11 protein-coding genes are annotated in these 12,322 nt (G+C 72.6%); 3 read left to right on the forward strand and 8 right to left on the reverse strand.

Features of this window, described 5'->3' with window-relative positions; translation table 11 throughout:
- Nucleotides 1-42: 42 nt before the first annotated feature.
- The gene (locus tag ACFV6E_RS28780) at nt 43-525 is read right to left on the reverse strand and encodes a DoxX family protein (RefSeq protein ID WP_385176860.1); all 483 of its coding nucleotides are present in this window, start codon (nt 523-525) and stop codon (nt 43-45) included.
- Nucleotides 526-734: 209 nt separating this feature from the next.
- Between ACFV6E_RS28780 and ACFV6E_RS28785 the strand changes: the two genes are divergently transcribed.
- On the forward strand, nt 735-1,001 hold the full coding sequence (locus tag ACFV6E_RS28785; protein ID WP_385176862.1) for a DUF6343 family protein: 267 nt from the start codon (nt 735-737) through the stop codon (nt 999-1,001).
- A gap of 56 nt (nt 1,002-1,057) precedes the next feature.
- Here ACFV6E_RS28785 and ACFV6E_RS28790 read toward each other — a convergent pair whose 3' ends face one another.
- From ACFV6E_RS28790 to rpsA, 4 genes are all read right to left on the reverse strand, one after another.
- Complete coding sequence (locus ACFV6E_RS28790; RefSeq protein ID WP_385176864.1) at nt 1,058-1,438, reverse strand: tetratricopeptide repeat protein; 381 nt, start codon at nt 1,436-1,438, stop codon at nt 1,058-1,060.
- Between the two features lie 90 nt (nt 1,439-1,528).
- Nucleotides 1,529-2,137 (reverse strand): dephospho-CoA kinase, encoded by a 609-nt coding sequence (gene coaE / locus ACFV6E_RS28795; protein WP_385176866.1) that lies wholly within the window; start codon nt 2,135-2,137, stop codon nt 1,529-1,531.
- Between the two features lie 30 nt (nt 2,138-2,167).
- Nucleotides 2,168-3,106 carry a PAC2 family protein gene (locus ACFV6E_RS28800; protein WP_385176867.1) on the reverse strand — a complete coding sequence of 313 codons (939 nt, stop codon included), beginning with the start codon at nt 3,104-3,106 and terminating at the stop codon, nt 2,168-2,170.
- Between the two features lie 157 nt (nt 3,107-3,263).
- The gene (rpsA, locus tag ACFV6E_RS28805) at nt 3,264-4,763 is read right to left on the reverse strand and encodes a 30S ribosomal protein S1 (protein ID WP_385176868.1); all 1,500 of its coding nucleotides are present in this window, start codon (nt 4,761-4,763) and stop codon (nt 3,264-3,266) included.
- Between the two features lie 431 nt (nt 4,764-5,194).
- Between rpsA and ACFV6E_RS28810 the strand changes: the two genes are divergently transcribed.
- A complete protein-coding gene (locus ACFV6E_RS28810; protein WP_385176874.1) occupies nt 5,195-6,022 on the forward strand; it encodes a class I SAM-dependent methyltransferase in 828 nt (275 codons plus the stop codon).
- Nucleotides 6,023-6,116: 94 nt separating this feature from the next.
- On the forward strand, nt 6,117-8,777 hold the full coding sequence (locus ACFV6E_RS28815; RefSeq protein ID WP_385176869.1) for an ATP-dependent RNA helicase: 2,661 nt from the start codon (nt 6,117-6,119) through the stop codon (nt 8,775-8,777).
- 36 nt (nt 8,778-8,813) lie between these two features.
- Here ACFV6E_RS28815 and ACFV6E_RS28820 read toward each other — a convergent pair whose 3' ends face one another.
- The 3 genes from ACFV6E_RS28820 to ACFV6E_RS28830 all read right to left on the reverse strand — a co-directional run bounded on the left by ACFV6E_RS28820 (nt 8,814) and on the right by ACFV6E_RS28830 (nt 11,964).
- Nucleotides 8,814-9,809 carry a DUF3068 domain-containing protein gene (locus ACFV6E_RS28820; protein ID WP_385176870.1) on the reverse strand — a complete coding sequence of 332 codons (996 nt, stop codon included), beginning with the start codon at nt 9,807-9,809 and terminating at the stop codon, nt 8,814-8,816.
- Nucleotides 9,810-9,898: 89 nt separating this feature from the next.
- Entirely contained in the window at nt 9,899-10,033 is a 135-nt protein-coding gene (locus ACFV6E_RS28825; protein WP_385176872.1) for an SPW_0924 family protein, read from the reverse strand.
- Nucleotides 10,034-10,260: 227 nt separating this feature from the next.
- Nucleotides 10,261-11,964: a lytic transglycosylase domain-containing protein gene (locus tag ACFV6E_RS28830; protein ID WP_385160020.1), complete on the reverse strand. Its 1,704-nt coding sequence runs from the start codon at nt 11,962-11,964 to the stop codon at nt 10,261-10,263.
- Nucleotides 11,965-12,322: the final 358 nt, after the last annotated feature.

Genomic DNA, 12,322 nt, shown 5'->3' on the forward strand with positions numbered 1-12,322 from the left:
CGGCCGGACCGGGGAGCCCTCACTCACGTGCCGGGGTCGCGCTCACCGCCGTACCGGCCCGACCAGCCGGACCAGCTCCGCGTTGTGCCCGCGCCTGGTCCAGGCGATCAGCGCCAGCGGCAGGATCAGGATGAGCGGGGTCGCCACGTACGGGCCGTGCAGCACGGTCAGGTTGACGACGAACGCGCCCACCATCAGCGCGCTGAGCGCCACCGCCGCCACCGACGACAGCAGCGGCACCAACAGGGCGACGCCACCGGCCAGTTCGAGCACGCCGATGACGTACATGCCCGTACTGCCCCAGCCGAGCTCGTCGAAGGTCTCGGCGGCCGACGGGTGCGCGATCAGCTTGGGCAGCGCGCTCGCCAGGGCGAAGAAGAGGCCGAGCACGATCTGGAGCGCGCCGAGCGAGATCCGGGCGCCGCGACCACGGGGAGCGGTGGAGGCGCCCGACGCGGCGGAGGTGACGGAAGCGGTGGAGGTGGCGGAGGCGGCGGTCGCGGTGCGGGCGGCGGTCTGGGACATGACGGTCTCTCCTGGGTCCTGTGAGAAGCGGTGTGTCGCTGTCAGGAGGTAGACCGGCCGGACGCCCGGAACTCATCGTCCGGAGGCAAGATCTCGCGGCCGTCGTCGTGGTGCCCGTCGTTTTGCCCGCGCGCCGGGCCGGGAGTACGTTCCGTGTTTTGCCCGCGCGCCGGGCCGGGAGTACGTTCCGGGAGAGGAACGGTGATGCGATGCGGACCGGCAGCGAACCGAGGACGGCGCGCAGTGCCCTGCGGATGCGCTTCTGGCTGAGCGTCTGGGGGACGATCTGGGCGATCGCCGGCACAACCGCCTTCGCGCTCGCCGGGCGCCCCTGGTGGGCGGCCGCCTGCGGTGCGCTGTGGCTGATCGTCACCGCGGACCTGATCATGGTCCTGCGCCACATCCGCCAGGGCCCGCACTACCAGCCCGGCCGCGACGTCCCCCCGTACCCACCGGCGGACCGGCACCGTACCTAGTACCGGTACTCGGGATACCTGGAACCGGTGCTCGGCTCAGTATCAGGACCCGGTGCTCAGCCGTCGAAGCGTGCCGCCTTCAGGTACTGCGGCTTCGGGTCGAGGGCCGCCGCCAGCCGGAAGTGCCGCTTCGCCTGGTCGGGCCGTAGCTGGCGCTCGTAGGTGCGGGCGAGCGCGAAGTGCGCGAACGCGTTGTCCGGCTCGCGCTCCAGGACGATCGTGAACTCCAGCTCGGCGGGGCGGAGCTGGGCGGCGGCGAAGAAGGCCCGCGCGCGCAGCAGACGCGCGGCCGTGTTCTCCGGGTGGGCGGCGATGACCGGGTCGAGCAGCTTCACCGCGCCCCGCGGGTCACTCGCGGCGAGCAACTGCTCGGCGGCGCGGAAGTCGATGACATGCGTCTCCGGTGTACGTCCGGTGGAACCGCTGGTCTCGGGCACGGATACGTCCTTCCCTCACTACCGCCGTTCAACGCGCCCGCCGGGCAACGCTATTCCCCCCGTCCCGATGGACCCGCCGCGGGGCCGCCACTACTCCGCACGCCGGTGCGCCCGGTCGCTCAGCTCCGCCCACACCTCCTGCACCCGCCGCTCCAGCGCGTCCAGGGGTACGTCGTTGTCGATGACGATGTCCGCGATCTCCAGCCGCTGCTCGCGCGTGGCCTGGGCGGCCATCCGGGCGCGGGCGTCCTCCTCGGTCATGCCGCGCAGCCGGACCAGCCGGTCGAGCTGGGTCTCCGGCGGCGCGTCGACGACGATCACGAGGTCGTACAGCGGCGCGAGACCGTTCTCGGTGAGCAGCGGTACGTCGTGCACCACCACGGCGTCGTCGGCGGCGGCCGTCTCGAGTTCGCGGGAGCGGGCGCCCACCAGCGGGTGCACGATCGAGTTCAGCACGGCGAGCCGCTCGGGGTCGGCGAAGACGATGGAGCCCAGCCTGGGCCGGTCCAGCGCGCCGTCCGCGGTGAGCACCTCCTCGCCGAAGGCGTCCACGACCGCGGCCAGGCCCTCGGTGCCCGGCTCGACGACCTCGCGTGCGATCCGGTCCGCGTCGACCAGTACGGCCCCGTGCTCCACGAGCAGCCGCGACACCTCGCTCTTGCCGGCGCCGATACCGCCGGTCAGGCCCACTTTCAGCATGAGCGAAAGCTTAGGACCCCGGCTCGGGCCTCAGCCGTCGCCCTCGCGTTCCGCGAGGAAGCGCTCGAATTCGAGGCCGATCTCGTCCGCGGACGGGATGTCGACGGGCTCCGCGAGCATGTTGCCGCGTGTCTCGGCCCCGGCTGCGGCGTCGTACTGGTGCTCGAGACCCTGGACGAGGGCGACCAGGTCCTCGTCGCCCTCCTGGATCTGGCGGTCGATCTCGGTCTGCGTGCGGTACGCCTCGGTGCGCAGAGAGTGCGCGACGCCCGGGAGCACCAGGCCGGTGGCGGCGGTGATGGCTTCGAGAACGGTCAGCGCCGCGTCCGGGTACGGGGAGCGGGCGATGTAGTGCGGCACGTGCGCGGCGACGCCCAGGACGTCTTGCCCGGCCTCCATGAGGCGGTACTCGAGCAGGGACTCGGCGCTGCCGGGGACCTGCGCCTCCTCGAAGGGGCTGCGGTGGCCGGGCACCAGTTCGGAGCGGTTGCCGTGCGGGGTGAGGCCCACGGGGCGGGTGTGCGGGACGCCCATGGGGATGCCGTGGAAGCTGACCGCGAGACGGACGCCGAGGCGCTGCACGATCTGGGTGACGGCCGCGGCGAAGCGCTCCCACTCCACGTCCGGCTCCGGGCCCGACAGCAGCAGGAAGGGCGCTCCGGTGGCGTCCTGGACCAGCCGCACTTCCAGGCTCGGCACCTCGTAGTCGGTCCAGCGGTCGCGCTTGAAGGTCAGCAGCGGGCGGCGGGCCCGGTAGTCCACGAGCCGGTCGTGGTCGAAGCGGGCCACGACCTGGTGGGGCAGCGAGTCGAGGAGACGGTCGACGATCTGGTCGCCGGTCTCCCCCGCGTCGATGTAACCGTCGAAGTGGTAGAGCATGACAAGGCCGGCCGACTCCTGGGCGAGCGCCATGTCGACGACTGCCAGGCCCTTCGGCTCCCATTCGTACAAACCCTGCGGATCAAGCACGGTGACCGCTCCTCCTCGTGTTCGTACGAGTCAACGTGGCGCGGGACGCGGGCATTCCCGTCCGGCGCACTTGCCGCCACGAAAACGACTGCGGGCCCGCACCCGGATGGGTGCGGGCCCGCAGTCAACGCTGTCGCGAGCGCCTAGCGGTGAGCGGTCAGCTCTGGCCGCCGGCGAGCTTCTCGCGGAGAGCGGCCAGGGCCTCGTCCGACGCCAGGGCGCCGGAGTTGTCCGCCGACTCCGAGGAGTACGAGCCACCGCCGGCCGCGGCCGGAGCCGCACCCGCCGCGTCGCCGCCCTCGGCCGCCGCCTGGGCGTCGGCCTCGCGGGACTTGATGACCTGCGCCTGGTGCTGCTCGAAGCGCGTCTGCGCCTCGGCGTACTGGCTCTCCCAGGCCTCGCGCTGGGTCTCGTAGCCCTCGAGCCAGTCGTTGGTCTCGGGGTCGAAGCCCTCGGGGTAGATGTAGTTGCCCTGGTCGTCGTAGGACGCGGCCATGCCGTACAGGGTCGGGTCGAACTCGACCGCCGACGGGTCGGCACCGAAGGACTCGTTGGCCTGCTTCAGCGAGAGGCTGATGCGACGGCGCTCGAGGTCGATGTCGATGACCTTGACGAAGATCTCGTCGTTGACCTGGACGACCTGCTCCGGGATCTCCACGTGGCGCTCGGCCAGCTCGGAGATGTGGACCAGACCCTCGATGCCCTCGTCCACGCGGACGAACGCACCGAACGGAACCAGCTTCGTGACCTTGCCGGGCACGACCTGGCCGATCTGGTGCGTGCGGGCGAACTGCTGCCACGGGTCTTCCTGGGTCGCCTTCAGCGACAGGGAGACGCGCTCGCGGTCCATGTCGACGTCGAGGACCTCGACGGTGACTTCCTGGCCGACCTCGACAACCTCGGACGGGTGGTCGATGTGCTTCCAGGACAGCTCGGAGACGTGGACCAGACCGTCGACGCCACCCAGGTCCACGAAGGCACCGAAGTTGACGATCGAGGAGACCACACCGGAACGGACCTGACCCTTCTGGAGGGTCGTGAGGAACGTCTGGCGGACCTCGGACTGGGTCTGCTCCAGCCAGGCACGGCGGGACAGGACCACGTTGTTGCGGTTCTTGTCCAGCTCGATGATCTTGGCCTCGAGCTCCTTGCCCACGTAGGGCTGGAGGTCGCGGACGCGGCGCATCTCGACCAGGGAGGCCGGAAGGAAGCCGCGGAGGCCGATGTCGAGGATGAGACCACCCTTGACGACCTCGATGACGGTACCGGTGACGATGCCGTCCTCTTCCTTGATCTTCTCGATGGTGCCCCAGGCACGCTCGTACTGGGCGCGCTTCTTCGAGAGGATCAGGCGGCCTTCCTTGTCCTCCTTCTGGAGGACCAGGGCCTCGATCTCGTCGCCGACGGCCACGACCTCGTTCGGGTCGACGTCGTGCTTGATCGAGAGCTCGCGGCTCGGGATGACACCTTCGGTCTTGTAACCGATGTCGAGCAGGACCTCGTCCCGGTCGACCTTCACGATGACGCCGTCGACGATGTCGCCGTCGTTGAAGTACTTGATCGTCTCGTCGATCGCGGCGAGGAAGGCTTCCTCGTTACCGATGTCGTTGACCGCAACCTGCGGGGTGGTGGCGGTGGTCTCGGTGCTGCTCGTCATGTGGGAAAGGGCTCCGGTACGGACATTGAGTCGTAGGTACTGCTACGCCGGGAGCCCGTATCGCTCTGAAGAAGCCGGACAGCCAAGGAAGCGCCTCATCAGGCCAGCTCCCCGAGGGGGGACACTGCCGTCGGCGCCTCGACAACCGAGGGGACATACAACAGATGCGAGCGCAGCCTGCTACGTCTGAGGTGCGCAGGCCCGCAGCGCAACTTGTAGCATACGGGGGCAGCCGGGCAGGGTCAATGCGCGAAGGCGCACACCCGGGGCGGATCGCCGCAATCCCGGCACAAGACCTGTCCCTGGAGGCACGCGGGCCCTCGCGGCCCCCTCCGTGACACAGGGACGGAATCTCTCCCGTGGCTCTTCCGCAGCCCCTCCGTGACACCGGACGGAGCCGTACGCGAAAGCCACGGAAGAGCCCGCAGACTATTACGAGGGAGCCGATCATCCAAGAGCCGGAGCAGTTCGAGCCCGAGGCCACCCGGCGCCGTGCCGGGACCACGGAAAGCTCCCGGGCCAACCGGGGCTGGTGGGACCGCAACGCGGACGACTACCAGGTCGAGCACGGCACCTTCCTCGGCGACGACCGCTTCGTCTGGGGTCCCGAGGGGCTGGACGAGGTCGAGGCGGAGCTGCTCGGCCCGCCCGAGGACCTGAAGGGCAAGGACGTACTGGAGATCGGCGCCGGCGCGGCCCAGTGCTCGCGCTGGCTGGCCGGGCAGGGCGCCCGCCCGGTGGCCCTGGACCTCTCCCACCGGCAGTTGCAGCACGCCCTGCGCATCGGCGGACAGGTGCCCCTGGTGCAGGCCGACGCGGGCGCGCTGCCGTTCGCGGACGGCTCCTTCGACCTCGCGTGCTCGGCGTACGGCGCGCTGCCGTTCGTCGCGGAGCCGGTGCGGGTGCTGCGCGAGGTGCGCCGGGTGCTGCGGCCCGGCGGGCGCTTCGTCTTCTCGGTGACGCACCCGGTCCGCTGGGCCTTCCCGGACGAGCCCGGCCCCGAGGGGCTGAGCGTCTCCGCCTCCTACTTCGACCGCACTCCCTACGTGGAGCAGGACGAGCAGGGGCGCGCGGTGTACGTGGAGCACCACAGGACCGTCGGCGACCGGGTGCGCGACGTGGTGGCCGGCGGCTTCCGGCTGCTCGACCTCGTCGAGCCGGAGTGGCCCGCCTGGAACACCCAGGAGTGGGGCGGCTGGTCCCCGCTGCGCGGCAACCTGATCCCGGGGACGGCGATCTTCGTCTGCGAACGGGACTGAGGCCGGCCGGGAGTACGGGACTGAGGCCGGCCCGGGAGCACAGAACTGAGGCCGGCCCGGGGGGTACGGCCGCGGCCGTACGAGACTGGGGGGCGTGATCCGTACCGACGCTCTCGACCGGCTGCCCGTCCGCGGTGCCGTGCCCGCGCTGCGCGAGGCCCTGGAGGGCCACGGCGCGGCCGTGCTGTGCGCCCCGCCGGGCACCGGCAAGACCACGCTCGTGCCCCTTGTCCTCGCGGGACTGACCGGCGCGGGACCCGCGCGGCGGGTCGTCGTCGCCGAGCCGCGGCGGATCGCCGCACGGGCCGCCGCGCGCCGGATGGCCTGGCTGCTCGGCGAGCGGGTCGGCGAGAACATCGGGTACACGGTGCGCGGGGAACGCGTGATGGGCCCCCACGCGCGCGTGGAGGTCGTGACGACCGGGGTGCTGCTCCAGCGGCTCCAGCGCGACCAGGAGCTGCCCGGCGTGGACGTGGTGGTGCTCGACGAGTGCCACGAACGGCATCTGGACGCGGACACCGTCGCGGCGTTCCTGCTCGACGTACGGGCCGCGCTCCGCCCGGAGCTGCGCCTGGTGGCGGCGTCCGCGACGACCGACGCCGAGGGGTGGGCGCGACTGCTGGGCGGGGTGCCGGTGGTCGAGGCGGCGGGCGTCTCCCACCCGGTGGAGGTCGTGTGGGCGCCGCCGGCCCGCCCCGTACGGCCGCCGCACGGGATGCGGGTCGATCCGGCGCTCCTCGCGCACGTGGCGTCGGTGGTGCGGCGGGCGCTGGCCGAGCGCGAGGGCGACGTGCTGTGCTTCCTGCCCGGCACCGGGGAGATCGCACGGGTCGCCGGACAGCTGGGCGCCCTGGGCGATATCGAGGTGCTCCAGGTGCACGGGCGGGCGCCCGCGGCCGTGCAGCACGCGGTGCTGTCCCCGGGGACGCGGCGCCGGGTGGTGCTCGCGACCTCGGTGGCCGAGTCGTCGCTGACGGTCCCCGGGGTGCGCGTGGTCGTCGACTCCGGTCTCGCGCGGGAGCCGCGGGTGGACCACGCGCGCGGACTGAGCGCCCTGACGACCGTACGGGCCTCGCAGGCGGCGGGGCGGCAGCGGGCCGGGCGGGCGGGGCGTGAGGCGCCGGGGGCCGTGTACCGGTGCTGGACGGAGGCGGAGGACGGGCGGCTGCCGCGGTTCCCGGCACCCGAGATCAAGGTGGCCGACCTGACGGCGTTCGCGCTCCAGGCGGCCTGCTGGGGCGATCCGGACGCCGCCGGCCTGGCGCTGCTCGACCCGCCGCCCGGCGGCGCTCTCGCGGCGGCTCAGGGCGTCCTGCGGGCCGTCGGCGCGGTCGGCGCGGACGGCAGGGCCACGTCGCGCGGGACAAGGATGTCCCGGCTCGGGCTCCATCCGCGGCTCGCCAGGGCTCTGCTCGACGCCGTGCCGGAGACCGGCGCCGAGCGGGCCGCCGAGGTGGTCGCCCTGCTGAGCGAGGAGCCGCCGCGCGAGTACGGCGACGACCTGACCGCGGCGTGGCGGGCGGCCCGGCGCGGGCGCGACGCGTACGCGGCCCGCTGGCGGCAGGAAGCCGGGCGGCTGCGGGGCGCGGCCGGGGGTACGGCTCGTGGGGACGCCGGTGGGGCGACTGCCGGGAGCGCCGATGGGGCGGGAAGTGCCGGGACGGACGGGCGGGATGCCGTCGGGGGCGCCGCCGGGACAGCTCGTGCGAGCGCCCGTGGGAACGCCGGAGCGGCCCGCGGGAATGCCGCCGGGAGCGTCGGCGGAGCGGGCGGCGGTGTCGCGGACGAGTGGGTTGCCGGGCTTGTCGCCGCGCTGGCCTTTCCCGAGCGGGTGGCCCGGAGGGACGGCGGTTCGTTCCTGATGGTGTCGGGGACGCGGGCGGAGACCGGGGACGGGTCGGGGCTGCGGGACGCGCCGTGGCTCGCCGTCGCCGTGGCCGACCGGCCCGTGGGCGCCGGGCACGCGCGCGTGCGGCTCGGCGTCGGGGTGGACGAGGAGACCGCGCGGCGGGCGGCGGGCGCCCTGCACGCCGCGGGCGACGAGGTCCGCTGGGCCGACGGGGACGTCGTCGCCCGGCGGGTGGAGCGGCTGGGCGCCGTGGAGCTGGCGGTGCGGCCCCTCAGGGACGCCGACGCCGGGCTCGTACGGGCGGCGCTGGTGGACGGGTTGCGGGCGGAAGGGTTCGGGCTGCTGCGGTGGTCGCGGGAGGCCGGGGCGCTGCGGCAGCGGCTGCGTTTCCTGCGGCTGCACCTGGGCGACCCCTGGCCCGACGTGTCCGACGACGCGCTCCACGCGCGCGTGGACGAATGGCTGGAGCCCGAACTCGGCCGGTCCCGGCGGCGGGCGGACCTCGCGCGCATCGACGCCGGGCAGGCGCTGGCGCGGCTGCTGCCCTGGGCCACGGGTGAGGCCGCGCGCCTGGACGAACTCGCGCCCGAGCGGATCGAGGTGCCCAGCGGGTCCAGGATCCGGATCGACTACGGGGACCCGGAACGGCCGGTGCTCGCTGTGAAGTTGCAGGAGATGTTCGGGCTCCAGGAGTCCCCCGCCGTGGCGGGCGTGCCCGTGCTGGTGCATCTGCTCTCGCCCGCCGGGCGGCCCGCCGCGGTCACCGCGGACCTCGCGTCGTTCTGGCGGGAGGGGTACCAGGCCGTCCGGGCGGAGCTGCGCGGCCGGTATCCGAAGCATCCGTGGCCGGAGGACCCCGCCGCGGCCGAGCCGACCCGCCACACGAACGCGCGGCTCAGACGCTGAACACCGGCTCGCAGTGCCTGGACACCGGCTCGGCACTCAGGCGCTGACCGGGTGTGGTTTCCCGGTGCGGCGGGCGGGCGCGGGGCCGTCGGGGCGGCGGCCGCGGGCCTCCAGGTACAGCGACAGCGACAGCAGTCCGGCGCCGAGGAGCAGCAGGCCCCAGGGCAGGTAGGTGGTCATCAGCAGGACCAGGGTGCGGTTCGACCTGACCAGGGCGACCGTCGAGTCGATGTAGTCCTCGCGCATCTTCACGTGTCCGGAGAAGGCGGTCACCTTGGCGCGGTCGCCGAGGAGGGTGCCGCCGCGCAGTTCCTCTTTGTGGATCTCCTCGCCGTAGACGGGTGCCCCGGTGACCGGTTCGACCCAGAACTTGCGGACCGTGGTGTACCAGCGGGTCGTGCCGGTCCTCTCGATCGACTCCGGGGTGACGCCGCCGACGGGCAGGACCTTGGGGAACTCGACCTTCGTCCAGGGGATCGTCTGCTCGAAGTAGTACACGCTCACGCCCCGGAAGTCCCGGGTGCCCTCGTAGTGGATGGGCGCGGTGGTGCGGGTCTGGGCGTCGAAGTACTCGTAGTCCCGTTTCTCCGTGCGGAAGGGCCACTTGAACTCGATGCCGTCGCGGCGGACGGGGTCGCCGTCGACGGACTCGCCGGTGGCGTGGACGGGTTCCTGGCTGTGCGCGTCGAAGATGTAGCGCTCGGGCAGCCTGGAGACCATCTTGCCGTCGGGGCCCTCGACGTAGGACAGGCAGTCCCAGACGACGACGTCGCGGCCCGCGGTCCGCTCGATGCGCGCGGAGGCCGCCACGTTGCCCTTGAGGGTCTGCACGATGGTGACCTTGGGGACCTTCTTCGCCTCCATGGTGCCGTAGTCGAGCAGGGTGGCGTCCTTCGCCTCCAGGACCATGTCCTGGTACTGGCCCGCCGGGACCTTGGCCAGGCGCGGGAAGGCGTACCAGCGCAGCAGCGGGGAGAGGGCCGCGCAGAACACGGCGAGGGCGAGCAGGACGAGGCTGGCCTTGCGTCGCATGTACGGCCCTCCCTGTGCGGATGTGTTCAGGGGTGCTGCGGATGTGCTCTGAAGCGTTGCGGATGTGCTCAGAGGCGCTGCGGATGTGTTCAGGGGTGTTCCGGGACGGTGGTGAGCAGCGGCTTCGGTGAGGTCTCCCCGGCCGGTGAGCCGACGGCCCCGAGCAGGAAGGCCACCGCGAGCGCGACGGCGAGACCGGTGGCGGCGGCGATCAGGGCGCGCATACGGGCCTCCCGGCGGGCCGCCCCCCGGACGAACGGGTATGGGCCCGGAACTGATACAGCGTCAGGTCGGGCACCGTAGCAACGCGGCGGCGAGATGAGAACACGTCGCACACGCGAGGCGCGTGGTACGCGCGAAGAGGGGCGCCCTCCGTACGGATACGCGCGAACGGCGGCGCCCCTCCGTACGCGTACGGAGGGGCGCCGCCCGATGAGGCTGTGAGGGTGTCCTACGAGGCGGCCGCGGCCACCGTCAGTTCCACGGTCAGCGTGGCGCCGCCCGTGGTGGTGACGCGGAGCAGGAACGTGCCGGTCTCGTCGTCCGCGTACAGCTTCGGCAGCACGAGCAGACCCTTGGCGTCGGTCGTCAGGCCCTCCAGGGTGCGTACGGCCTTGCCGTCGGCGTCCTTGAAGTAGGGGCCCTTGTCGTTCTCGGTGGCGTCGTCCGCGGACTTGATCAGCGTCGCGGTGGCCGCGACCTTGCCGGCGACGGCGCCCTTGTAGGTGGCCTTGACCTCGACCTGGTCGGCGAACTCGCCGCCCGGCGTGCAGGTCAGCGCGGTGTCGCTGGTACGGGCGAGGGCGTCGGCCTGGCGGGCGGTGACGGTCGCCGTGTAGTCGACACCGGCCAGCGTGCGGCCCACGACGGCGGCGCGGACGGTGAAGTCGCCGGTCTTCTCGCCCGCCTGGAGCGTCGGCGCGGTGGCCGTGCCCGTGCTGTCTGTCTGCACGGTGGCGACCTTCTCGCCGCCCTCGAAGGTGGCGTCCGTGTCACCGGTGATCGTGAACCGCACCCGGACCTTCGCGACGGCCGCGCCCGAGGACGTCTCGGTCCGGGCGGCGATCTTCTCGGTGAAGGCGTCACCGGCCGTCGCCGTGAGCTTGCCGGTGCCCGCGTTCTCGAGGTGGTGCACCGTGTCGGTGGGCGTCGGCGGCGTGGTCGGCGTGCTCGGTTCGGACGTGGCGGGCGGGGTCGTCGTCGCCGGGGGCTTCGTGGTCGAGGAGCCGCCGCTGCCGGCGGAGTTGCCGGAGGATCCGGAGGACCCGGAGGTCGACGGGGTAGGCTCGGTCGACGCCGACGGCGTGGTGCCCGGGGTGGCGCCGGTGGTGCTGTCGCTCGGGCTGCTGGGCAGGGCGCCCGTGCCGTCCGGGATCTCGCGGGAGTTCTCGCGGTAGGTCGCCAGCCATGCCAGGACGGTGTTGAGGTACTCCGTCGAGTTGTTGTAGCTGAGGATCGAGGCGTTCATCTCCGACTGGACCGACATGTCGTGGTCGAAGCGGCACAGGTAGTGGGCGGCCGCGAGCGCCGCGTCGTAGACGTTGTTCGGGTCCTGCACGCCGTCGCCGTTGCCGTCGCGGCCCGCCCACTCCCAGGTGGAGGGGATGAACTGCATCGGGCCGACCGCGCGGTCGTGCGTGGTGTCGCCGTCGTAGACGCCGTCGTCGGTGTCGGTGATGTTCGCGAAGCCGTCGCCGTTGAGCGGCGGTCCGAGGATCTTCGAGTACGTGGTGCCGCCCGCGTCGACGCGGCCGCCGCCGGCGTGGCCCGACTCGACCTTGCCGATCGCGGCGAGGAGCTGCCAGGGCAGGTTGCAGGCGGGCTTGGACTCGCGCAGGGACGCCTCGGCCTTCTTGTAGGCGTCGAGGACGGTCGCCGGTATGTCGAATTTCGTGGCGTCGGAGTCGTCGTCCGCGGAGGGCGTCGCCGTCGGGCTGTCGAGCGTCGGCAGGTCGGTGTAGTAGCGCGAGTTGCCGGTGGCGGTGGAGCCCGCGTCGGAGCCCTCGGCCGAGGAGTCGGAACCGGCCGACTGTCTGCCGTGGTCGTCGACGGTGACTCCGGGGGCCTGGGACGCGGACAGTGCCGCGACCGCTGCCGCCGCGATGGCGGTGGTCGCCGCACTCTTGCGCAGCCTGCTGCCGAAATGCGCCGCCATTGAGTGAACCCCTCCCGTGGACGACCGTCCGCGCGTTGTTCCGTTGTGCGACCGTGCTCCCCGCACGTCGCCTCGGGCGACCCTACGGCAACTTCCGTCATGCGGACACCCGTTCGTGACCGGAATTCACCGATTGCTCATGTGCGGGCGCACACGAGGTGTGCCAGGTGTGCCGACCGAGGCGTGGTGCACACCGGATAGGACGATGACGGCACGCGATCGGTTGTACGGTCACGACGATCCGGCGTCGTCCGGTGCGACCGGCCGGCGCCGGGCGCAGGGGAACGGCCGACCGCCGGCCCCGGTCGCAAGGGAACGGCCGACCCCGGTCGCAGGGGTACGGCTCGAGTCGCAGGGA

This window comes from Streptomyces sp. NPDC059785, from assembly GCF_042732375.1.
Lineage (GTDB): Bacteria > Actinomycetota > Actinomycetes > Streptomycetales > Streptomycetaceae > Streptomyces.